The following is a 23,894-nucleotide window of genomic DNA, read 5'->3' on the forward strand; positions in this document are numbered from 1 at the left end:
TTTAATATTTATACTTCATCAATTATTTCTTGAAGTTTTTGTACAGATTTTTCTAAAACGAAAGGCAGATCTGTATTATTTATTTGTTTCTTATATTCTTCAGCAAGGGCTTTATTGGTAAGAAACTTTTTCATTCCCTCATAAATCCCGTCTTCAGAATTTGGAGTTATTGTTCCTAATTTCCCATCCTGTAACAGATCTTTAATTCCTGAAATATCTGTTGCGGAAATCGGTTTATTAAGAATAAGCGCTTCTGCAATGATGGTAGGAAATCCTTCGTGGCGAGAAGACATGATATAAAAATCTGCCTTTTTCAAATATGGATAAGGATTACTTTTAAAGCCTAACATTTTTGCTGTTTTCTGCAGTCCTAATTGATCAAGTAAGGCTTGAATATTATTTAAATCATATCCGTCACCAATAATCAAAAGCTGATGTAGAAAACCTTCGTCTATCAATCTTTTATGAACTTGCAAAAGCCTGTCATAGCCTTTTTGAGGGTAAACAGTTCCTACGCTTACAAAAGTAGGGATATTATTGTCAAAAGGGTAGTCATCAACAACTGCATTTGCTTTTTTCAGTGTATCTTCTTTATCTATAGGGTTGAAAATTTTGATGACAGATTGCTTTTCAGCTTCATTTTGGGCAAGCTTGTGCATTTCTTCTTCCAATTTGTTGGAAATGACCAATATTTTGTCAAACTTGAAAAATTCTCTTATAACGTCAGAAGTATATTCTTTCAGATTAAAAATATCATTCTGAACCCAGATTATTTTTTTTGAATCTTTTTGAGAGCTGGATAATATTTCTCTGTACATGCCGTGGATAGCAGCCAGTTCTACATCATATTGTTTGTTTTTTAAAACAAATTTATAAAGCAGGGAAGGAAACCATAAAAACATCTTCTGATACAAAACTCTAACAGCTTTTACAGGAATATCCTGAGGTCTGTTGGTTGTGATCATTTCTCCTTTCAGTAAATAATAAATATTTACCCAAGAAGGTACTTCCTGAATGTAGATTCCGGAGTAAAGGTTGATCAATAAATCAACTTCATACTTGTCGGGCGAGATGTTTTTCAGAAAAGTGACTAGCACTTTTTCTGCACCGCCATGACGAAGAGAGCCTATTCGAATGAGGATTTTCTTTTTTTTCAACATTTATTTTCTTACTGGTTTATAGGTATGAGGGAGGTTTTTAATAAGGTATTCTTCCAGTTTTGCTCGGTCTGCTTCCAGCTCGAGAGGATAAACAGTCGTGTTTGCTAATAATTTTTCACCATACTGTTCGATTGTACAAATGAATTTTGCAGGTGCTCCGGCATAAATTGTATTGTCGGGAACAGAACTGCTTACAACACTCAGGGAACCAACAATACAGTTGCTGCCAATGGAAACTCCGGGTAGCAGAACAGCGCCTTTTCCGATAAAAGTATTATTGCCGATTTTTATTCTGCCAAAGGTTCTTCCGTCTTTGTATTTTTCAATTCTTTTTGTTACTCGTCCGTCTCCTCCGTGATTGATAAAGGATACGCCTTCGGCGATGGTTACATTATCTCCCATTTCAATAAGAAAAGGTTCTGATCCAAAATTGGGAATACCTTGTACATATAGGTTATCACCAACTTTTAAACCTTGATTGATAGCAACTTTAATGACAACATTTTTAATCATATCTTGATACAGGGAACGTATTTTTAGTATGATTCTGTATAATAACATCATTTTTGTGTTAGTTTTAAAATTATATTTTCTACTGAGTCAAATATTTTCTGATTATCAAACAGGTCTTCAATAGATTCAAGATTTCTTTTAATATTGGAAACAAGTTCGGGTTCTGTTAAGAATTTTTTCATCGATTCATACATTTCATCTACTTCATAGTCGATGAGGTATCCTGTTTTTTCATGATCGATCATTTCGGGGATTCCACCTACATTGGTTGCAATGATTGGTTTTTGAAGGATCAGAGTATCCGCAATAATTAATGGCCATCCTTCTGATTCTGAGGGTAGAATGTAGAAGTCGGCATTCTTTACGTAAGGATAAGGGTTCATCATGGAGCCTAATAGTTGAAAACTGTTGGTAACGCCCAGATTTTCAGCTTGCTTTTTTAAGTTATCCATTTCTTCACCATCTCCGATTACAATAATGTGATGATCAAATCCGTCTTTTAATAATTTTGCATGAGCTTCAGCTAACTTATGAAAGCCTTTTCTGGTGTGTAATCTGGCGACAGACACAAAAACGGGAATATTGGGTAATTCCGGTTGGTATGCTTTTGCTTTCTGCTTTAATTCGTCAATAGGAATTGCATTCAGAATAACTTGGTTTTCCGGTAATTTTATATCAGGATAAGTTTCAACAAAAATATCTCTTGTCTGCTGAGAACCGAAAATAAAATAATCAAACTGAGGAATTTGCCTTAAAATATCCGGTAACAAAGGTTTCATTTTCGGAACGGTAACATCAGAATGAAACCAGCCAATTTTTTTTGAATTTTTATTACTTGAATTTAAAACTGATGAAAACGCAGCATAAGTAGGTGCAATTTCTACATCATACTGTTCGTTTAAAATAGCATCTGCTATTTTCGGGCTTTTTTCTGCCTGTTTTAGTTTTAACCTTCTCTTTGCAAGCTGGACTTTTTGAATTACAGAATTTTTAGAAAAATCTTCTTTTCCTTCTGTGAGGTATACTTTTCTAATGTTTTTTGGGAACTCATTCCTTAATTCACCCTGATTCATGTTTAAGCATATGGTCATATCAAACTTGTTGCTGTCAAGATTGTTTAGCATGCTTAGTATTACCTTTTCTACCCCTCCCATTTCCATGGAACGGTGCCTGAAAAGGACTTTTATTTTTTTATTCACCATCATTTAACTAAAGACTTGTTGTAAAAATATTTTTAGTTTTCCTTTTATTCTGTATATAATAGAATTCTGATATTCCAATAAACTATAAATCTCGGTAGAACTGCTGTATTCTTTCGGAATGGGTCTGCCATTTATAGTTTTAAGATTTCTGCGTTTCATAGCATTAAAAATCACTTTCGCAAAATACTCACGGGACGCAGGTCTGTTGTCATTCTGAGAAATTCCTCCGGAATGTGTTCTGTAAAAGTAGTTTGCTTCATCAATGAACTTAACTTTTCCTTTTTCGTACATTTTTAAATACAGATCCTGATCTTCTGCAATTTTCATTACAGTATTCATTTTCTCGGTCTGATTATAAATATCCTTTCTGAAATTTACAAAATGAACGATTCGTACAGGGCAATTAAAAAAATACGGATCATTATTCTGAACCTGTTTTGCTAATTTAGGAACTTCTATCGGTTCAAGATTCTCATCACATTTCATATATTTTGAATAGGTGAGAACTACCGCTTTATCTTTTTTGAAAATATTGATACTCGAAAGCAGTGCATTAGGAACAACAGCGTCATCAGGATCTACAAATCCGCAGATGTCACCGTTTGCCAATTCAATTAACTTACTTTTTGTAATGCCAACACCACTGTTTTCTTCATTTTGATATATTTTAAAACGAGTGTCTTCTCCGATTATCTTTTTTATAATCTCCAAAGAATCATCCGTCGAAGTATCATCAAGAATAATAGCTTCCCAATTATCATAAGTTTGAGTAATAATGGAGTCATAGCATTTTTTGAAAAATCTCCCATTATTGTAATTGGCAATCAGGATAGAAAACTTCATCGAGAAACAGTATTTTTTTGAATTAATAAATTTTTCACAAAGATAAAAATTAAAAATTACAGAAAAATCTTTATTTTTGTTGCTTAAACTTTAACACAGTGAATGAAATACTAAGAGTTCTCAAAACATTTCTGGCTTATCTTAAAAGGCCCGATCTTTATCCCGAATTAGGAAGAAAAATTGTTAAAAATACCGTAAACAGGGGTAATGCCTTCAAAGGAAAAGACAAAACCAATTTATGGGCTGCGTCCAAATCCATCTCTCAACAGGAAGTAATTTCCCAACTTTTTGGGTTTGAGATGAGTTCTTTCAAAACAGATTTCCAGGAGGTTTTAAGAAATTCTGAGCAAAGAGAAAAAGATTGTCCTATTAAAATGGGAGGTGCAGGCGCACTGGAATTGATCTATTTTGCATGTGAATTTACAAAAGCTCAGCATGTTATCGAAACAGGTGTTGCATATGGCTGGTCTTCATTAGCCGCATTATTGTCACTTGAAAAAAGAAATGGAACGTTGTACAGCTCTGATATGCCTTATCTGGCACAGGACGGAGATCAGTACGTTGGATGCGTTGTTCCCGAAAATCTTAAAAAAAACTGGAAACTATTCCGTTTTGCAGATAAAGAATCTTTACCGAAGATCTTTGCAGAAAGTGCTTCTTTTGATGTTCTGCATTATGACTCAGACAAGAGCTATAATGGTAGAATGTGGGCTTATGACGAGATGTATAAGCGTCTTAGAAAAGGAGGTGTATTTATAAGTGATGATATTGGTGACAATTCTGCTTATCAGGATTTCTGCGAAAAAAATAACATAGATACTAAAGTTGTAGAATTCGAAGGAAAATATGTAGGGATTTTTATTAAGTAACTTTTATTTACGTTAAAAAAAACTCTATGCTTTTTAACTCTATTGCCTTTTTAATTTTTCTACCTATTGTCTTTATTTTATACTGGCGTGTATTCAATAAAAACTATAAATACCAGAATATGCTTTTGCTGGCGGCTAGTTTTTATTTTTACGGCTGCTGGGATTGGCGTTTTCTATTTCTTTTGATATTTTCTATAGGGTTAGATTATTTTTCAGGAATTCAAATTGAAAACAGCAAAACAAAAAAAATGGCAACTTTCTGGTTGACATTAAGTATTGCGATCAATCTTGGTTTTCTTGGATTTTTTAAATATTACAATTTCTTCATAGAAAATTTTGCCGAATTATTAAGTTCATTCGGATTTGGCGTAAATATGTGGGTATTGAAAGTTATTTTACCGGTTGGTATTTCTTTTTACACATTCCACGGTTTGTCTTATGTGATAGATGTCTACAAAAAACGAATTCCGGCAGAAAGAAACTATGTAGATTATGCATTATTTGTAAGCTATTTTCCTTTATTGGTGGCGGGGCCTATTGAACGAGCAACGCATCTTCTTCCTCAAATTCAGAGAAAAAGATCTTTTGATTACGAAACGGCAAAAGACGGAATGGCTCAGATCCTGTGGGGATTTTTCAAGAAAATGGTGATTGCAGACAATTGTGCGCCAATTGTTAACGAGATATTTAATAATTATCATACCGAAAGTGCCAGCAACTTAGTTTTAGGAGCTGTACTTTTTGCTTTCCAGATTTATGGAGATTTTTCAGGATATTCTGATATTGCATTAGGTACCTCAAGATTATTTGGACTGGAATTACTTAAAAACTTTTCGTTTCCGTATTTTTCAAGAGATATTGCCGAGTTTTGGAGAAGGTGGCATATTTCGCTTTCTTCTTGGTTCAGAGACTATCTTTATATTCCTTTAGGTGGAAGTAAGGGCGGATTGTGGATGAAAATCAGGAATACGTTTATTATTTTTCTGGTGAGTGGTTTCTGGCATGGAGCGAATTGGACGTTTATTATTTGGGGCGGGTTGAATGCTTTATTTTTCCTTCCTTTGTTAATAGCTGAAAAAAACAGGCATAATTTGGAAGTAGTGGCAATGGGGAAAATTATTCCGTCTTTCAGGGAAGTTTTTAGCATTTTAATGACATTTACGCTTACCTGTTTTGCGTGGATCTTCTTCCGATCAGAAAGTGTTTCCGATGCCATTGGATATATTAAAGGGATATTCAGCGAAAGTCTTTTTTCGTTTCCAACGCAATTTAGACTCGTTTTGTCAGGGCTTATCGTTTTTATGCTTGTGATTGAGTGGTGGAACAGAACACATGATTACGGACTGAAGATTCAGGATCGAAAGCCATGGGTACAAAGTATTATTTATATTATAGTGGCGTTCTTGATATTGAATTTCGCCAATTTCGGCAGTAATGAATTTATTTATTTTCAGTTTTAAAATGAAAAAATTTCTTTCAAGATTAATTTTATTTATAGTCATAATGTTTATTATCGGCTTGATAAAACTTGCTCTTAGCCCAAATTCGAATTATTCATACGCTTTTTTAAATGCAAAACTGGAGTTTCTTGAAAAACATCCTGAATACAATATGTATTTCATCGGAAGTTCTAAAATAAACGATCAGATAGATTGTAAAGTTATTGATCAGAATATTAAAGGAGTAAAATCTTATAATTTAGGAGCCAATGCAGGTTTTGATCTTGAAAACTTTCAGACTTTAGATTTTATCTTGAATAATAAGAATTTTAAGCCTAAATATATCGTTGTTGAATTACAGGATAAAATAAAGGTTACCAAAACCAACATTAAAACAGAAAGAAGTTTCGGAGCTTTTAATTATGACAACACAGCTTTTGCAGTAAAATATCATAAAGAGAATAAAGATTATAAGCAAATTGGTCTTTCACTGGTTTCTTTTGTTTTAAATGTTTTTCATTTTAATAAATATTTTGATGAAAAAGATATTCAGAAAGCAGATAACAATTTTGTGAGTAAAAATCAAGGCTTTTCTCCTTTAGAATTTAGTGTTGTGCCGAGAACGGAAGAAAATAAGCTTAGGGCTATTATTAAAGACAGGCTTGAACGTTATCATGCGGATCATAATAAATATCAGCCGAATAAGGCTTTGGTTAATAAAATAAATGAACTTGCAGAAAGATGTAAGAAGAAAAATATACAGTTAATTATGTTGGTTCCCGGACCGGCAGAGCCTGATGCGAAAAAACTTGAAGTATATCAAAATGTATTAAAAGTTCCTTTAGTAAGTCTTGTAAACCCGGATGAATATACAGAATTTTATCTTTATGAAAACAGATGGGATACAGGACATCTTAACAGTAAAGGATCAAAAATTTTGTCCGAAAAAACAGCTCTGCATTTGGAAAAGATTTTAGATAAAAAACAGTAAATATTACATTTAATTAAAGCATAAACAGAAGGTTGTAAATAAATTATATAAATTGTATTTTGCACTCCTCAAATGAAACCTATGATGAAAACGTTTACACAATTAAAGAGAAATGTAAATAAGAAACCGGAGGGGCTTAAAAAAATAAAAGTGGCGTTGTTGGGAGATACGGCAACTCAGTTTTTAAATATAGCTTTGAAAGGTACTGCTATTGATGAAGGCTTTGATTTGGAGGTTTTTGAGGCGGATTTCGGACAGATTTCCCGTCAGATTTTAGATCCTACTTCAGAATATTATGACTTTAATGCTGATTATACGATCATTTTTGAGTCTTCGCATAAATTACTAAGTCAATATTACAAATCTTATGATTCTCAGCTGAATTTTGCTCAGGATAAGATTAATTATATAGAAGAATTATACAATACAATTCAAAACAGAACAAAGAGCAAAGTTGTTTATTGCAATTTCGCGGGTATTGATAATCAAATTTTTGGAAATTTTGCCAATAAAGTAGAATCATCTTTTGTTTTCCAACAAAATAAACTTAATTATCTATTATCAGAATTAGCGGTTAAAAAGAATAATCTTTTCATTGCAGATTTACTTTCCATTCAAAATAAATGGGGAAGGAACTTTATGTTTTCTCCGAATATTTATGTGAATACAGAAATGGTATTGTCTTTAGATGTATTGCCAATTGTATCACATCACATGGTGAGTATTTTATCTTCTGTGGAAGGTAAATTTAAGAAATGCCTGATTTTGGATCTTGATAATACGACATGGGGAGGAATTATTGGCGATGATGGTCTTGAAAAAATCCAGATCGGAAGTTTAGGAATCGGAAAAGCATTTACAGAACTTCAGCAATGGGTTAAAGCTTTACAAAAAAGAGGAGTTATTATAGCAGTCTGCAGTAAAAATGATGAGGATAAAGCAAAAGAACCTTTTGAAAAACATCCCGATATGATCCTTAAAATGGATGATATTGCTGTTTTTGTTGCCAATTGGGACAATAAGGCAGATAACATCAGAAAAATTCAGAGTATATTAAATATTGGATTTGATTCTATGGTTTTTCTGGATGACAATCCTTTTGAGAGAAATATTGTAAGAGAAAATCTCCCTGATGTTTGCGTTCCCGAATTACCGGAAGATCCGGCAGAATATCTGGAGTATTTGTATGGTTTAAATCTTTTTGAAACCGCAAGTTTCTCTGAAAATGATGCCGAAAGAACCAAACAATATCAAATTGAAGCAGAAAGAGCAATTGCTTTAGACAGTTTTACCAACGTAGAAGACTTTCTTAAAAGTATGAATATGATGTCTGATGTTCAGGCATTCAATAACTTTTCAAAGCCAAGGGTTTCTCAATTAACGCAGCGTTCTAATCAGTTCAATTTAAGGACAGTAAGATATACGGAGCAGGACGTTGAGGATCTTATGAATTCAGAGAATCATCATACCATTTCTTTTACTTTGGTAGATAAATATGGAGATAACGGATTGATTTGTGTGATTGTCCTAGAAAAAAAGGATGTAGAAACTCTTTTTATTGAAACATGGCTGATGAGCTGTAGAGTTTTAAAGAGAGGAATGGAAGAGTTTACATTAAATACGATAGTAGAAATTGCTAAAAAGAACGGTTTTAAATATGTTGTGGGAGAATATTTACCAACAGCTAAAAACCAAATGGTAAAAGATCATTACGAAAGATTAGGATTTGAAGAACAGGAAGACAAATGGGTTCTGAATGTTGATGATTATCAATCTAAACAAGTATACATTATTAATAAAAATTAGAAAAAATGAATAAAGACGAAATTTTAGGAAAACTTACCACCATTTTCCATGAAGAATTAGATAATGATGATATTGTTTTAAGTTTTGAAACAACAGCTGACGATATTGAAGAATGGGATTCTCTTTCTCATATCCAACTCATTGTAGCGGTGGAAAAGGCTTTTAAAGTGCGTTTTACTTCTTCTGAGATCCAAAGCTGGAATAATGTCGGAGAAATGATCGATTGTATAATCGCTAAATAATGATACTTCAGCTCGATACCATATTTCAGCATCAGTTTAAGGTTGATGATTCTGTTTATGATGGGTTCATTAATACTTTTGATGATCAAAATTCTCTGCATATCAATGATGAATTTGCCCAAAACAAAGGCTTCAAATCAAAAGTAATGCACGGAAATATTTTGAACGGATTTTTATCATATTTTATTGGTGAATTGTTACCAACAGAAGATGTGATGATCCTTTCACAGGCTATTAATTTTAAAAATCCGGTTTATCTCAATGATATTTTAAATTTTGAAGCTGTGGTTTCTGAACAGTCGGAAGCGGTGCAGGTAAATACATTCAAATTTAAATTTGTAAATGCAGAACTTAAAACGGTGGCTTCAGGAAAAATACAAATAAAAGAATTGACGTGAATAAAGTTGTCTTAACCGGTGGTTCATCCGGAATTGGTAAAGAGATCAACCTTTTTCTTTTGGAGAAGGGTTATGAAGTATTATTTACCTATTGCCATTCTGCAGATGCTGCAAAAGAGATAGAAAAGAATTTTGCCAATGCGAAAGCATTTCAGATAGATTTTACATCAAATGACCAGATGGATTCTTTTTTTGAAGAAATTGAAGCTTTCAGCCCGGATATTCTCATCAATAATTATTATAACGGAACTTTTATCGATACGTATTTCCATAAAACAGAAGCAGAAAAAATTCTTAATGACTTTAAGAATAATGTGATGCCAACATTACAGGTTACTCAAAAATGCATTACTATTTTTCGCAAGAAAAAGTTGGGAAGAATTATCAATATTCTTTCTTCATCAATGACTTCGCCTGCAATGGGAACTTCTGTCTATAACTCCAATAAAGCTTATTTGTTGCAAATGAATAAAAGCTGGGCAATAGAAAACGTCAAATTCGGGATTACGTGTAATTCTGTTTCTCCATCTTTTATTCCTACAGATTTCCATAAAAATATGGATGAAAGATTGAAAGAAACAATACTTTCCGGCTATCCGTTGAAAGAGAAATTGGAAGGAAGCGATATTTCCGGAGTTATTAATCTTTGTATCAACGGAGGAAAGCATTTTAACGGAAATCATATATTTCTGGACGCTTCACATTATTAATCAGCTAATTGAATTCTAAATAAAGATTAATGCAGTTTACTTCTTTTGCTTTTATATTTTTCTTTGCAGCGGTTTTCGCACTTTATTGGCTTGTATTCCAGAAAAATCTGAAATTCCAAAACATTGTATTGCTTTTGGCAAGCTATGTTTTTTATGCCTTTTGGGACTGGAAATTTCTGACCTTGCTTATTGGCAGCTCTGCAATAACCTATTTTTTAGGACTAAAAATATCTGAAAGCGAGACTCTTAAAAAGAAAAAATTGTGGGTGAATTTAGGGTTGATCTTTTCCATTGGAACATTATTTTATTTTAAATATTTCAATTTCTTTGTTGATTCCTTTGCCGATCTTTTCGGAATTAAAAATACCCTTACATTATCGATAATAATGCCTCTCGGAATAAGCTTTTATACTTTCAGGATGATTAGTTATCTGCTTGATATTAAAAATAATAAATTAAAAGCCGAAACGGATGCATTGGTGTTTTTCAATTATATCGCATTCTTTCCAAGTATGACATCTGGACCGATCGATAAAGGTGGATTATTGCTTCCTCAGTTGAAAAAAGAACGAATTTTCACCGTTGAAAATGGTTCTGATGCGGCAAGACAGATTCTTTTAGGAGCGTTTAAAAAATTGGTTGTGGCCAATAGTATTACGCCCATTACACAGAATATATTTCAAAATTATGAGCACCTTTCCGGAGCTACGATTGCGTTTGGAGTATTTCTCTTCCTTTTTGAGATCTATGCAGATTTCTCTGGATATTCTGATATGGCGGTTGGTTTCGCAAGATTGTTAGGGTTTAAAGTAACTAAAAACTTCGCATTCCCTCTTTTTGCTCAGAATATTGCAGAATTTTGGAGAAGATGGCATATTTCATTGACTTCATGGCTCACCGAATATGTGTTTACGCCTTTAGTAATACAGCTGAGAGATTACGAAAAAAAAGGATTAATCATTGCAATTATTTTAAATTTTATTTTAATAGGAGCGTGGCACGGTCCAAGATTTACATTTGTTTTATTTGGCTTGCTTCATGGTCTTTATTACATTCCTTTAATTCTGACCAATAAATTAAACAAGAAGAAAAAGTTTTCTAAAAGTATTCCGACCCTTCAGGAATTGGGTAATATTTTGCTGACGATGGTAATGGTTTGTTTTGCTTTTGTACTTTTTGTAGCACCAAACCTTACGGAAGCTTTCGGAATGTATTCAAAAATATTCAGTCTGTCTTTATTTTCGATCCCGCAATTTATTAAAATTAAAATTTTAGCTTTGATAGGAATTTTACTTTTAATAGATTGGTTGAATAAAGATCAGGAACATGGTCTTGAGATCAGTAGATACAAGCCGTTGGTCAGAAGAGGTATTTATGTTTTCCTAATTTTTATGATCATGTATTTTGGTGTTTTTGGCAACGGTAATTTCATCTATGAACAGTTCTAATATGAAAAAGTTTTTATTCAAAATATCGTTTTACATTTTTGGAATTATTGCTGTATTATTGTTTCTGGGAACCTATGCAGATGGTAATACTGATGATAATTATATGCATTTCACAGGTCCCAAACCTTCTAATATGATCTTAGGTGATTCCCGTGGCGTACAGGCTGTTGTTCCGGATATTCTTGACCAGAAATTTAAGGATAGAAAATTCAGCAATTTTGCTTTCAATATCGCAGATTCTCCGTATGGGAAAGTATATTTTGAAGCGATCAAAAAGAAAATTGATCCAGATACAAAAAACGGAATTTTTATCCTGACGGTAGATCCTTGGAATTTATCCATTAATAAAGATATTAAAACAGAGAAAGAATATGCAGAGAATAATTCTGCATTAGCAGATATGCATTTTTATGATGTGAATCCTAATTATGAATATCTTTTCAAACATTTTTCAAAAACCTGGTTTTATATTTATAGAGATAGGGAAGAGGTTGGGAAATCAAATACTTTTTTGCATAAAAACGGTTGGATGGAAGTTACCGTGAATGTGCATCCTGATTCAATAGGGAAAAGAGAAGTTAAAAAAGTAAAAGAATATGGAGACTTTGCAAAAACCCAAAAAATGTCTCAATATAGATTAGAAGCTTTTGAAAATACTATTAAATATCTTAAAAATAAAGGCTCAGTCTATATTGTGAGAATTCCCGGTTCTAAAAGAATTATGGACATTGAAAATTCTTATTCTCCGGATTTTAGTAAAAGAATAGATGATATTGCTAAAAAAAATAATGTAAAATTCTTTGATTTTTCGCCAAAATACAACGATTATATTTATACAGACGGAAACCATATGTATAAAGAATCCGGAAAAGTTTTTACTTCCCAGATAGCAGATTCTATCAGTCTTAATACGTCAATACGAAAAAATTAGAATAAATCTTTTCTAAAATTGATATTAAATAATCCCGAACGGATACTTGGATAATCAGTGATCATATATTTCATGATCATTCCCCATTTCTTGAAAGTTGGAGCGACGGCGATCTCAAAACTACGGTGCATTCTTCTGATATGTGTTTTTACATCTTCAGGAATGGTTTCTTCATTTTCAGACCACTTATTTACTTCTCTCCAAAGTAAAACTCTTGTTGTAGCGGGATTTATCTTCCCAGAATCTACTTTAGTTATTCTATTATCTTCATGCACTCCTCTTACCGCTACGGCTTTATCTAAAATGCCGGGATAAAGATTAAGGTAGTAAGACAATCGGAATAAAAATTCGGTGTCCTGATGAAGCCTTAAATGCTTTTTAAAGAATGGGCTCATTTTATTTAATGATTCTCTTCGGATGGTAAGAGCATCCAAACTAAAAAGTCCGAAAGCTCCTCTCATATGGATCTGTCCTGGGAATACATCTTTAGGATGATGTTTTTTATAGACGGTAGTTAATCTATCTTCAAAAAGATTATAATATTGTTCTTTTGCTTTTTCAGAATAATAATGTACTCCAATTGCTCCGTAAACTCCTTCTACATCAGGATTTTTGAAAAGTTCTTTTTCTGCATCAAACCTGTTGGGAAGAAAATAGTCATCGGCATCCAAAAATGCTATAATGTCTCCTGTTGCTCTTTCCAATCCAAGGTTTCTTGTTGCTCCGGCTCCATGGTTGCCTTTGTCTGGGTGTTGATAAAGCTTTACTCGGTCATATTTTTCAGTCAATTGCTGGCAAACCTGTAGAGCATTGTCCGGAGATTTATCTTCAATTAAAATCACCTCATAAACTTCTTCAAACTGAAGAGCAGATTCTACAGCTTGTGTCACATATTTTTCGGCATTATAAACGGGAACAATTACAGATATTTTCATTTTTTATCGATTGAGGTAAGTAAAACGGTATTGTGTTTTTAATATTTTGGGGTTTTTCAGCGCTTCAAAAAAGGTAAGAACGTATTTTTGGATTCCTGATTTTAATGATAAATCAAATGATTTGTAGCTTAAATACATTCTTTTTTTATACTCTGAAGATAATTGATCTGAAACGGCCCAGTCGTACAACGATTTCCATAGAAGAAGCTGTCTTTGATTGTATTGCGGAGAAAATTTCACAATTTTTGTAATTCTGTTATTATCATGAATTCCTCTTATGGCAATTGCTTGATCAATAACTCCTGATTTTAGATAAGAATAATAAGCCAGTTTAATAATAAAATCTGAATCTTGATGTACACGGAGATTTTCGTTAAATCGAAGATTATTCTTTACAATAGCAGATTTTCTGATTGTAAGAGCATTTAAATGGAAAAATGTACCGAAAACTTTAGATGTTAATCCAAGCAGACCTTTAAAAACATCTTTTCCTTCTGCCGGAAAGTTGACAGTTGTAAGTGAAATATTTTTAAACTTATTTTGAAACTCTTCTCTTCCTTTTTCTGATAGATATTCTACTCCGATTGCTCCGAAAACACCTTCAATTTTAAGATCTTTAAAAATTTCTTTTTCAGCGTCAAATCTATTAGGCAGATAATAATCATCAGAATCCAGAAAGGCAATAAATTCAGATTGAGCTTTTTCCAACCCTAAATTCCTGGAGGCTCCGGCTCCATGATTTTCTTTATCAGGATGTTGATATAATTTAATTTTTGAATTTCCGGAAGCCAGTTTCTCGCAAATTTCCAGTGAATTGTCGGTTGATTTGTCTTCAATTAATACAATTTCCTTTACTTCATGAAGTTGTAAAGCAGAATCTACCGCTTTTTCAAGAAATTCTGAAGCATTATAAACGGGTATGATAACAGAGACTTCCATTATAAAACAGATTGATTATTATGTGCCCAAAGAGCCAATTGTAGTAAATTCCAATGCTTTTGACCTTTATCTAAAAATTTTTGAGTGGCTTTAAAATCAATATAATTAAAAACTTTCTGATTGGGATCTTTAAGCAGATCATTGGAAAGATTGATGAGATTGTCTTCTTCAAACCAATTTTCCACACTCATTCCAAAGCCCTGTTTATTACGATTTCTGATGGTTTCTGTCCAGTAAGAACCCATTGCCTCACGAAGAATGATCTTATCATTTTCGTTGTTTAATTTTAACTGCTCCGGAAGCTGAATACAAAATTCTGCAAAATCGATATCTAAAAACGGAGTTCTTACTTCCAGTGAATTGGCCATTGCCATTCTATCGGATTTCACCATCATATTTCCCGGAACATATTTTTCTAAATCCACCCTCATAATATCATTTAATGAATCAGGATTTGGAGTGAAACTGTAAGGCTGGTGGAAGTTTTCAAATATTCCGAGTAAGTTTCTTTCTTCTTTATTGAATGAATTTCTCACAGAATTTTGATGGAAATCCAAAATATTCGGATGTTCAAGATTTTTCTGTGAAATAAATGAGATCTGTTTTAAATTTTGATATAGTTTTAAACCAAATTTTGCTGCAATATTGGTGTAACTGAAATGATTTCTTAATTGATTTTCAGTTCTGTAGAAGTTGTATCCACCAAATAATTCATCACCAACATCACCTGACAGAACTACGGTAAGGTTTTCTCGGGCACTTTTACATATTTCATAATGCGGAAGGAAAGATCTGTCCGCAAATGGCTCGTCCAAAAATGGAGTTACATGTAATAAAGATGTTGCCAGATCCTTCTTTTTCTCGTGAATCTCAATATGATTGGTATTATATTTTTCAGCGATTTCTTTGGCATATTTTAGCTCACTTGCTTCATGGTCATATCCAAAACTTAATGTTGTCTGTTTGGGTAAAAATTCATTCACCAAAGCTACAATTGAAGATGAGTCTAATCCGCCACTTAAAAAACTTCCGACTTCTACATCTGCGATAAGCTGTTTTTTTACAGCATTTTTTAAGAGATAAATAAACTCTTCTTTTGCGTCAGACAAGCTTATAGATCTGTCTTTAGCGGGCAGACTATAGTAACGTGAAATGGTAACTTTTCCGTCTTTCCAGATTAATTGATGAGCTGGAGGTAAAGTGTGAATATTTTTATAAATACTTTGATAAGTATTTACGTATCCGTATTGTAAATAGTGGGAGAGAGCATCATTGTTTACCTGAGGTTGGACTAATCCTGAAGCCAGAATTGCTTTGATCTCGGATGCAAATATGAACTCGTTATTTTTTCCGATAGCATAGAAAAATGGTTTTTCTCCAAAACGGTCTCTTGCGGAGAAAAGCTCCTTTTTTTCATTGTCCCAAATTGCAAAGGCAAACATACCTGGAAGGTCGTGGATAAGATTTTCCTGCTTTCTCTGATACATGGCAAGAATTACTTCTGTATCAGAACTTCCATGATACGGATATTCCTGATATTGATCTTTTATTGCCTGATAGCCATAAATCTCACCATTCAGAACGATACATTCGTTTTTTGTATTGGAAAACATAGGTTGTTTTCCGTTCTCAGAAAGGTCTATAATAGAAAGTCTTCTATGACCCAAGGCCGCGTTTTCGTAAAACTCATAATGTGAAGAATCCGGACCACGGTGAGCCATGGCATCTGTCATTTTTTTAATTTCTTCCTGATAATTTCTTGCATTATTGGCTATTATTCCGGCTATTCCACACATTTGTTTTATTTTTTTTGATAATCTGAGGGGAGATACAATGTAAATCTTCCTGTTTTTACTACTTTATATTTTTCCGGATGACTTACAAACTTTAATGGTACGATTTCTTTAGGAGAAAAAGGATAATCATTGCTTTCAATGTAAATATAATCATCTGGAGTTTTATGCTCTTTTTCCATGATAAATTTAATATAATCTTTTAAGGTAAAATAATAATAAATTGGTGGTTTTGCATTTAGGATATACAAATATCCTATCAAATGATTACTTGAGTAAATGATGTTCTTTTGATCTTCAAGATAAGGTCTAAGGTCTTCAATATCTTTTTTTCTTCCTTTGTCTAAATATAAATCATATCCATTTATTTTAACTTTTTCGGTTTGTTCTGTAAATACGAAATCTTTCCAGCCTTTGTCATGTAAGAGATTTGGGAAGGTCAGACACTGATAAACAAAAATCAATATAAAGATCAAAAAAAACCGGATGTTATACAGAGATAGCAGGACGATTATCAGAGCGATGTAATAATAGATGTTATACAAAAAACCTCTCACTTCAAAATAAGCACCCGAACCAAAAGACAGTCCGAAAGGAATCAGTGCAAATACAATAAGCATTGTTTTCTTTTCCACGTTGATATCTTCCAAAAAGTAACGGTAGATAAGAAGTGCCAAAAGAACATAATTAATATAAATCAATGGGAAAAAGAAAACTGAAATAATAAAAATTACTGCAAGAACAAGCAGAATGTAATTCAGGTGTTGAATTTTATTTTTTGAAAATTTATGAATATAAGAAATTAATATCCCCGCAGGAATAAAAATGAATCCTGTGACTTTTAAAATCCAGAAAACAAAAAACCTTTTTGGATGCTGTTTTGTATGAAATTGTTTATAATATTTTATCCATTCAAATTGGGAAATAAATTTTGATAAACTTTCAATACAGGTGAAGTAAAAAATAATCCCCAATAATCCACCACCAATAATGTATATAATTGGTTTTTTATCTTTCTTCCAAAAGTTGAAAAGCAAGAAAGCTGCAATAGGTATGATTACTAGAGTATGAGGAATGCCATTAAATAATAATATTCCCAAACAAAATCCTGAGATAATTAACGGAAATAATTTATTGTAAATCAAATAAATAAAGATCATTGATAACGAGATGTTAATCAAAACTGTATTTCCGATGTACTGATGCAAAACAATATTACTGATTCCCCAAGTCAGAAAATTGAGGGTAATTCCCAGGAAGCCAAGTAGAAAGGCATTTACTTTAAGCTTGTAATATTTACTTACAAAAAAATAGAGCAGAAATGTGGATGCATTTAATAATCCATATGTTATTGCTCTGAACAAATAAATATTTTCTGTGTAAATAAATCTGAAAATTCTATAGAAATTGGTAGCATCAATTGTAGGCAATGTCTCGTGATCCCTGTAAAAAAACAAATAAAAAGCTTCATCATTGAAAATGAAACCTTTATTGAGATTAGAGTAAACAATATATCCTGTAAAAAATGCACCGATAACAAAAATCCAGCTTAATACATTCTCATATTTGTGTTGAATTTTTTCCATTAAACTATTTTTTTTGTGCCCAAATGCTGAATCCCGAGGCCATATTTTTACTCATTGGGTAATATTGTAAGATTACATCCAAAAATTTGATAGGGAATGTAACGATCATGAAAAGTAAATAAAGGAAAGTGTGAAGAGGTTTTATCCCGAAAGAGAAGACCAACGCAAACCATTCCTGGACCACCCAAAGCATTCCTGAAGTGGGACCAACTGGTTTTAAATTTAATATTTCAAAATCTTTTAACTGGTGTTTCATTCCTTCATAGGTAAACCTTTGAAAATCATACGGCGATGCGTGAAATGGCTGCATGAAAGGGATAAAACAGTAAATTTTCCCGCCCGGTTTTAAAATCCTATGGATTTCTGAAATTACCTGCTGAGGATTTGGAACGTGCTCCAAAACCGCAATATTGATGATGTAATCTACAGAATTATCTTTAAAAGGAATTTTTTCGATGTCACAAATTACATCCACATTTTCATAAGGAAGTAAATCCACATTTAACAGATCATCTCCAAAATCGGAATTTCCGCTTCCCAGATTTAGGGCAACTACATTTTTCCCTTTGATTTCATTACGAATGATACGTTTTGCATCAAAAAAGGGCTGCGGATAAACAGGACTGATAATTTCAATTAGTGCACTGTATACTTTATTGAATTTCTTTATTTTATATTTGATTTTATCAAGAAAATCGGTTACGACTTCTTCCTGTACGGGAATGAAAATATATTTTCCATTTTTTACTTGATATTCATCTTTAAATATTTCAGAATTTATGTTTTTCATGGAGAATATATTTAAAATTCGTTGATCGTGTTAATTACTCTTTGTTGCTCTTCTTCATTTAATTCAAAATATAAAGGCAGCCTTAGAAGGCAATCCTCAAATTTATCGGAATTAGGAAGATCTCTGCTATCATGTTTTTGAGTATAAAACTCACTTTTGTGCAATGATAAGTAGTGAAATACGGCCAAAATATTGTTCTCCTTGAGCTTTTTAATAAGTTCGGTTCTGAAATCAATATTTTTGCAAACAATATAAAACATATGAGCATTATTTGTAGCATATTTCGGGATGACAGGTAATGAAATATTTTCATTATCCTCTAAGCCTTCATGATATTTTTTCCAGATTTCGAGTCTCTTTTTCTGAATACTTTCGATGTTTTCTAATTGAGCCCAAAGAAAGGCTGATATAATTTCACTTGGTAAGAACGAAGAACCCGTATCTACCCAGCCATATTTATTGATCTCACCCCTGAAAAACATGGAACGGTTGGTTCCTTTTTCCCAAATAATTTCGGCTCTGTTGATGAATTGTTCATCATTGATTGTCAACATTCCGCCTTCTCCAGCGATGATATTTTTGGTTTCATGAAAAGAAAAAGCTCCCAAATGGCCGATACTTCCTAACGCTTTTTGTGTCCCATCTTTAAAAACGTAATAGCTGTCGATCGCTTGTGCTGCATCTTCGATCAGGATTAGGTTATATTTCTCCGTGATCTCAAGAATTTTTTCCATATCGCAGGCGATTCCTGCATAATGTACAACTACAATTGCTTTGGTCTTATCCGTTATTAATTCTTCGATTTTGTCTGCATCAATATTAGGATTATCACTGTAAGAATCTGCGAATACAATTTTTGCATTTTGTCTTACAAATGGTAATGCTGAGGAGACAAACGTGTAGCTTGGAACAATTACTTCATCGTCTGGTTTGATGTCAGCAAGTATTGCACACATTTCCAGAGCATCTGTACACGAGGTGGTAAGCAGCGTTTTTTTGAAACCGTATTTATCCTCAAAAAACTTTTGACATTTTTGAGTGAAAATACCATTCCCGGAAATTTTTCCGGAAGCAACTGCTTCTTCAATATATTTTGTTTCTTTTCCTGTTAAATAAGGTTTGTTAAAAGGGGTCATTTTTTCCAATAGTGTTTTATGATAATTTCATCTTTTATTTCGTAGCCCTGCTTTTTATAAAAAGAGCAAGCCTGAATATTTTCTTTTTGTGTCGGAATTTCCAGATGGGTAATTCCATTTTTTATGCAAAAATTCTCTGCTTTCTGTAGCAGTTTTTTTCCAAATCCTTTTCCTTGAAAATCGGGATGAGTGGCAATTAAACCAATCTTTCCAAGATGATCATATTTTTGAAGAGTTACAAAGCCAATAGCTTTTCCGTTATCTTCAATGTAAAATATTTTCAAGGCAAATTTTTTATTAAGGCTGTTGATTACCCACATGTCGTAAAGTTCCTTGAACTTTACTTCTCCAAATTTTTCATCTAATAAAAATCGACTTTTTTTTCCACTTTCGTATGCCAATTCTTTGAAAAAATCTTCATCTTTTTCGCTGTCGTCTGAATCTTTAATGATTTCTGATTCTGGCTGATCATGAATGCCAAGTTGTTTTATAAAATTAACCTTTGTTTCTTTAAAGGAGAGATCAAATCCATTAAGATCAATATCAAAATCGGATAATTGTTTTACAACAATAAGATCGTAGTCTTCTGTAAGGTTTATATTTTTTTCTTCTTGATTAATCGTAATATCACCAATTTTCTTCTTGAAGAAATCGCTATCCCATTGCAAAAAATTAATTTTCATAAGCTTCATCGATTATAAAAACAGGTCTGTTTTTGGTTTGGTTAAATGTTTTTCCAAGATAAATACCAACAATGCCAATACAACTGATAATCACTCCTGATAAAAACCATATAGAAAGAATCAGTGAACTAAAACCAGGCTCTGTAATTTTCCCCTGAAAAAAACTTATCATAAAATATCCGCCGACAAGCACTGCCAATAATGAAATAACCCCTCCAAAGCCTACAAAAATCTTTAAAGGTTTATCTGAAAAAGAAAGGATCACATTAAATGCCAGTGAGAAAAGTCTTGAGAGATTATATGAAGATTCTCCTTCTTCCCGAGAACTATGTTCCACGGAAACGGCAGTAGTTTTAAATCCTACCCAATTTACAAATAAAGGAAAAAATTTGATATTATCGTTGATTGTCAAAATAGACTGAATCACTTTTTTATGATAAATACCGAAATTAGCGATCTCGTTATTTATCTGAATACCTGCGAGATAATTAAATACTTTGTAAAATAATCTAGAGCTTAATCTTTTGAAAAAAGAATCAATTCTGAGCTCTCTTCTTGCCAAAACTACATCAAAACCTTCGAGTGCTTTTTGGTATAATTTTTCAATTTCTTTAGGTTGATCCTGCATGTCGCAATCCATTACGACAATCCATTCTCCTTTAGCTTTTGAAAGTCCAGCAATAATGGTTGCATGCTGACCAAAGTTTCGGCTAAGCCTGTAAATCTTTAAATTTTTATTTTCTTCAGAAAGGTTTTTCATAACTTCCCAAGAATTATCGGGACTTCTGTCGTCAACAAGAATGATCTCGTAATCCTGCCCAATTTTACCAGCTAATTTGGCGATTTCAGAGACCAAAATAGGAAGTATTTTTTCAGCACGATAAACAGGACTTACAATACTAATCATGAATTATGGGAGTAATAAATTTTGTCAAATATATAAATAAACATTCTAGTTTTTTTGAATTATAAAAATAATCCATTTTTTATGAGATATTAAGGAAACAACTTCTTTCATTTATTATTTTTTCTTTAATTTTTAAAAGCTCAGTAGTGTTTTTATTGATGTTTTTATAACTTTCGTATAGTTTTTTAGCTTTATCTATATTTCCGGTAAGTGAGTTTTTGAGAATACTTTGTAGCAGAGCTTTCTTTTCTTGCTGTAAAGAGTTTGTGAGATTAGGATTCAGGATTTTTGTTTCGATGCTTAAATCCTTGTATTTATTATAATCTACTTTATCCAAAAACTGTTTGCCATCGTGTACAACTTTACTGGCTGGTACAAGAATCATTTTCTTTTTATGATATTTAAGTCTGTTTACATACTCATTATCTTCACCATAATGAAAGAAAAATGGGTTGAAACCACCAACTATGCGTATCGTTTCTTTAGGTAAAAACCAATGGGCAGCATTTATAAAATCCAGTTCGTAATATGATTTTAGTGTTTGAAAATACAAATCGGAAATCAGCCTGGTTTTATCAGAATTAAAAGAAATGTATTTATCTAAGAAGATATCGAGTTTTTTTTCTGTTCCGTCAATATGCATCGGACTTATGATCCCAATTTCTTCCTTATTTGTATAATTATTATAGACCTCCAACAGTTTTTCAAGACTATCGGAATAAAGCCAGGCATCCTGATTCATCAGGTAAAAGAAATCTGCTCCCAGTTTATATGCTTTTTCTATCCCAATGTTATTGGCTTTTCCGAAGCCTAAATTTTCTTGTGACTGGATAAAATCTACTTCGGGAAAGTTATTTTTTACATATTCTTGCGTACCATCTGTGGAACCATTATCGATGACAATACAATTGACAGGAACCGAAGATTGTCTTAAGCTTGTAAAACATCTTTCCGCCCATTTCATGGCGTTGTAAGTAACAATTATAAAATAAATCTTGGGCATTTGTGTTAAAATTTAGTTTTTAGATATATTTTTCTGTCAGGCTAATTATATAATCTTCGGAGGTTTTTTTTGAGAAAAAGTTATTAATATTTTCGTCAAAAGTTACCTTATAAAAATCTCCTTCGTTCACTTCATCATAGTTTGCTTTTTTATCCATTTTTATCTGGATCGCATTAATGATTTCAGTAAGATCATAATAATAGGGATAAGCAAAATTAATTGTTTTATTCTTTAGCTGAGCGCAATTCATATCTAAAAAGAGCGCAATATCATCAATATCTATTAATAATCTTCGGGCTTTGGTGTGCAGTACAAATTTATTATTGTTCGAGATCTGTGCTTTCAGATAATTAAAAAGAGTATTTGGGTTTCCTCCTTTTCCAACAATATTTCCCACTCTTAAGATGAGATAATTTTTAGAGTATTTTTGTATGTAATTTTCAATTTCCTTTTTGTGAAGTACGTAATGGCTGTTTTGTTTTGATTGGTCATTAATGCTTAATGTAGAGAAATAAATAAGCTTGCTGTCGCGATTACTTTCTAACGTATTTTTTAAGAGCGTAAATTCTCTTTCAAACTCAGATTTTCGTGTTTCGAGGGAGTTTGAAACACCGGAAGCAAAGAATACTATATCCTCTGAATCTATGTTTTTTAATGAGTTTGCGATAAGTCCGTTTCCTATAATCATTCGGTTTATTTTGTAGATTTTAGCTTTTTATTGATCTCTGAAGCATATTTTATATAGCTATAATATTTCTTTGCGATTATAATATGATCTTTAAAATTAATTCTATTTAACGGATAAAATTTTAATGTGAAAAGTATATTTTCTTTATTAATAAGATAATATTCAAAATATTTGTACAGAAAACCTAAAAAGTTGTTTTTTTCGGTTTCGGAATCATTTTTTTTATTAAAATTAAAATTTAAGTTTTGCTTAATTTTTATGTTCGTATCGAACCATTCTTTAGTTAGATTTCCTTTTGAAAAATGCTCGATCAGAATATCATCAATAATATAATTTTGGAATTTTTTGGAACATCTTAAACTAAAATCTAAATCATATCCATGAAAACCGAGTAAATTTTCATTGAATTTAATGTCTAAATAATTCTTTTTTTTGATAGCCATAAAAACACCGTCAACTGCAAATACTTCACTCATATTTTGTTGTGTAGTTTTTAGATGAACAGATTGGTTGTTTTCTTTGCTGCCTTGTAAAATATTTATAAAATTATACTTTTCTGCAACTGTCCAGCTTGCAGGTGCTGCAGGAACGTATGAAGAGCCAGCTAATCCTATAATTCCAACATTTTCTTTATTGAGATGAGTAATCAATTTTTCACCCCAGGCTTGCGTGTGAAAAATCAGATCTTCATGAATAAACAGAAGATTATCATACTGTGATTTCTCTGCTCCCAGATTGTAAGCTTTTGTGATGCTCATTATATTTGGGTTCCACATTTGTATAATTTCATACACGATACCATCACCAATCGTCTCGCTAATATTTTTAACGAGCTGATCATAATAGGGTTGCTGATATGATGAAATTATAATGGAGAGCATT

The 23,894-nt window shown here is 32.3% G+C and carries 24 protein-coding genes; 9 read left to right on the forward strand and 15 right to left on the reverse strand.

Going from position 1 to position 23,894, the window contains the following annotated elements; all coding sequences use genetic code 11:
* Positions 1-8 precede the first annotated feature (8 nt).
* Genes EG348_RS08355 through EG348_RS08370 form a run of 4 tightly spaced genes read right to left on the reverse strand, consistent with a single transcriptional unit; the run spans position 9 to position 3,718 of the window.
* The gene (locus tag EG348_RS08355; protein ID WP_123982407.1) at positions 9-1,160 is read right to left on the reverse strand and encodes a glycosyltransferase; all 1,152 of its coding nucleotides are present in this window, start codon (positions 1,158-1,160) and stop codon (positions 9-11) included.
* Positions 1,161-1,724, reverse strand: coding sequence for a DapH/DapD/GlmU-related protein (locus EG348_RS08360; RefSeq protein WP_123982409.1), 564 nt, complete (start codon positions 1,722-1,724; stop codon positions 1,161-1,163). It abuts the gene before it with no gap.
* A complete protein-coding gene (locus EG348_RS08365) occupies positions 1,721-2,878 on the reverse strand; it encodes a glycosyltransferase (RefSeq protein WP_123982411.1) in 1,158 nt (385 codons plus the stop codon). The genes EG348_RS08360 and EG348_RS08365 overlap by 4 nt, the downstream gene beginning before the upstream one ends.
* A complete protein-coding gene (locus EG348_RS08370) occupies positions 2,879-3,718 on the reverse strand; it encodes a glycosyltransferase family 2 protein (protein ID WP_123982412.1) in 840 nt (279 codons plus the stop codon).
* 98 nt (positions 3,719-3,816) lie between these two features.
* Between EG348_RS08370 and EG348_RS08375 the strand changes: the two genes are divergently transcribed.
* The 9 genes from EG348_RS08375 to EG348_RS08415 all read left to right on the forward strand — a co-directional run bounded on the left by EG348_RS08375 (position 3,817) and on the right by EG348_RS08415 (position 12,552).
* Positions 3,817-4,587, forward strand: a complete 771-nt coding sequence (locus tag EG348_RS08375) for an O-methyltransferase (protein ID WP_123982414.1) — start codon at positions 3,817-3,819, stop codon at positions 4,585-4,587.
* Positions 4,588-4,613: 26 nt separating this feature from the next.
* Positions 4,614-6,047: an MBOAT family O-acyltransferase gene (locus EG348_RS08380; RefSeq protein ID WP_123982416.1), complete on the forward strand. Its 1,434-nt coding sequence runs from the start codon at positions 4,614-4,616 to the stop codon at positions 6,045-6,047.
* A gap of 1 nt (position 6,048) precedes the next feature.
* Complete coding sequence (locus EG348_RS08385; protein WP_123982418.1) at positions 6,049-7,017, forward strand: hypothetical protein; 969 nt, start codon at positions 6,049-6,051, stop codon at positions 7,015-7,017.
* Positions 7,018-7,098: 81 nt separating this feature from the next.
* The gene (locus EG348_RS08390) at positions 7,099-8,823 is read left to right on the forward strand and encodes an HAD-IIIC family phosphatase (RefSeq protein WP_228414850.1); all 1,725 of its coding nucleotides are present in this window, start codon (positions 7,099-7,101) and stop codon (positions 8,821-8,823) included.
* Positions 8,824-8,828: 5 nt separating this feature from the next.
* Complete coding sequence (locus tag EG348_RS08395) at positions 8,829-9,065, forward strand: acyl carrier protein (protein WP_123982420.1); 237 nt, start codon at positions 8,829-8,831, stop codon at positions 9,063-9,065.
* Positions 9,065-9,463 carry a MaoC/PaaZ C-terminal domain-containing protein gene (locus tag EG348_RS08400; RefSeq protein WP_123982422.1) on the forward strand — a complete coding sequence of 133 codons (399 nt, stop codon included), beginning with the start codon at positions 9,065-9,067 and terminating at the stop codon, positions 9,461-9,463. Before EG348_RS08395 ends, EG348_RS08400 begins: the two co-directional genes overlap by 1 nt.
* Complete coding sequence (locus EG348_RS08405) at positions 9,460-10,173, forward strand: SDR family NAD(P)-dependent oxidoreductase (protein WP_164463265.1); 714 nt, start codon at positions 9,460-9,462, stop codon at positions 10,171-10,173. The genes EG348_RS08400 and EG348_RS08405 overlap by 4 nt, the downstream gene beginning before the upstream one ends.
* Before the next feature lie 29 nt (positions 10,174-10,202).
* Positions 10,203-11,621, forward strand: coding sequence for an MBOAT family O-acyltransferase (locus EG348_RS08410; protein WP_123982426.1), 1,419 nt, complete (start codon positions 10,203-10,205; stop codon positions 11,619-11,621).
* A gap of 1 nt (position 11,622) precedes the next feature.
* The gene (locus EG348_RS08415) at positions 11,623-12,552 is read left to right on the forward strand and encodes a hypothetical protein (protein ID WP_228414851.1); all 930 of its coding nucleotides are present in this window, start codon (positions 11,623-11,625) and stop codon (positions 12,550-12,552) included.
* On the opposite strand, the gene EG348_RS08420 is transcribed toward EG348_RS08415, so the two are convergent.
* The 11 genes from EG348_RS08420 to EG348_RS08470 form a co-directional block, all read right to left on the reverse strand.
* Positions 12,549-13,487, reverse strand: a complete 939-nt coding sequence (locus tag EG348_RS08420) for a glycosyltransferase family 2 protein (RefSeq protein WP_123982430.1) — start codon at positions 13,485-13,487, stop codon at positions 12,549-12,551. The genes EG348_RS08415 and EG348_RS08420 overlap by 4 nt on opposite strands.
* 3 nt (positions 13,488-13,490) lie before the next feature.
* The gene (locus EG348_RS08425; RefSeq protein ID WP_228414852.1) at positions 13,491-14,426 is read right to left on the reverse strand and encodes a glycosyltransferase family 2 protein; all 936 of its coding nucleotides are present in this window, start codon (positions 14,424-14,426) and stop codon (positions 13,491-13,493) included.
* A complete protein-coding gene (gene asnB / locus EG348_RS08430) occupies positions 14,426-16,222 on the reverse strand; it encodes an asparagine synthase (glutamine-hydrolyzing) (RefSeq protein ID WP_123982434.1) in 1,797 nt (598 codons plus the stop codon). Before asnB ends, EG348_RS08425 begins: the two co-directional genes overlap by 1 nt.
* A 5-nt stretch (positions 16,223-16,227) precedes the next feature.
* Entirely contained in the window at positions 16,228-17,805 is a 1,578-nt protein-coding gene (locus tag EG348_RS08435) for a hypothetical protein (protein ID WP_123982435.1), read from the reverse strand.
* 4 nt (positions 17,806-17,809) lie between these two features.
* Positions 17,810-18,595: a class I SAM-dependent methyltransferase gene (locus tag EG348_RS08440; RefSeq protein ID WP_123982437.1), complete on the reverse strand. Its 786-nt coding sequence runs from the start codon at positions 18,593-18,595 to the stop codon at positions 17,810-17,812.
* An 11-nt stretch (positions 18,596-18,606) separates the two neighbouring features.
* Positions 18,607-19,731 (reverse strand): dTDP-4-amino-4,6-dideoxygalactose transaminase, encoded by a 1,125-nt coding sequence (gene rffA, locus EG348_RS08445; RefSeq protein WP_123982440.1) that lies wholly within the window; start codon positions 19,729-19,731, stop codon positions 18,607-18,609.
* Positions 19,728-20,414, reverse strand: a complete 687-nt coding sequence (locus EG348_RS08450) for a GNAT family N-acetyltransferase (protein ID WP_164463266.1) — start codon at positions 20,412-20,414, stop codon at positions 19,728-19,730. Before EG348_RS08450 ends, rffA begins: the two co-directional genes overlap by 4 nt.
* Positions 20,404-21,321, reverse strand: coding sequence for a glycosyltransferase family 2 protein (locus EG348_RS08455; RefSeq protein WP_123982452.1), 918 nt, complete (start codon positions 21,319-21,321; stop codon positions 20,404-20,406). The genes EG348_RS08450 and EG348_RS08455 overlap by 11 nt, the downstream gene beginning before the upstream one ends.
* A 79-nt stretch (positions 21,322-21,400) precedes the next feature.
* Complete coding sequence (locus EG348_RS08460) at positions 21,401-22,324, reverse strand: glycosyltransferase family 2 protein (RefSeq protein ID WP_123982454.1); 924 nt, start codon at positions 22,322-22,324, stop codon at positions 21,401-21,403.
* A 19-nt stretch (positions 22,325-22,343) separates the two neighbouring features.
* Positions 22,344-23,012: an NAD-dependent epimerase/dehydratase family protein gene (locus EG348_RS08465; RefSeq protein ID WP_123982456.1), complete on the reverse strand. Its 669-nt coding sequence runs from the start codon at positions 23,010-23,012 to the stop codon at positions 22,344-22,346.
* Positions 23,013-23,017: 5 nt separating this feature from the next.
* A complete protein-coding gene (locus tag EG348_RS08470) occupies positions 23,018-23,893 on the reverse strand; it encodes a glycosyltransferase (protein ID WP_123982458.1) in 876 nt (291 codons plus the stop codon).
* Position 23,894 lies beyond the last annotated feature (1 nt).

Origin of the sequence: Chryseobacterium sp. G0201, assembly GCF_003815655.1 — a bacterium.
Lineage (GTDB): Bacteria > Bacteroidota > Bacteroidia > Flavobacteriales > Weeksellaceae > Chryseobacterium.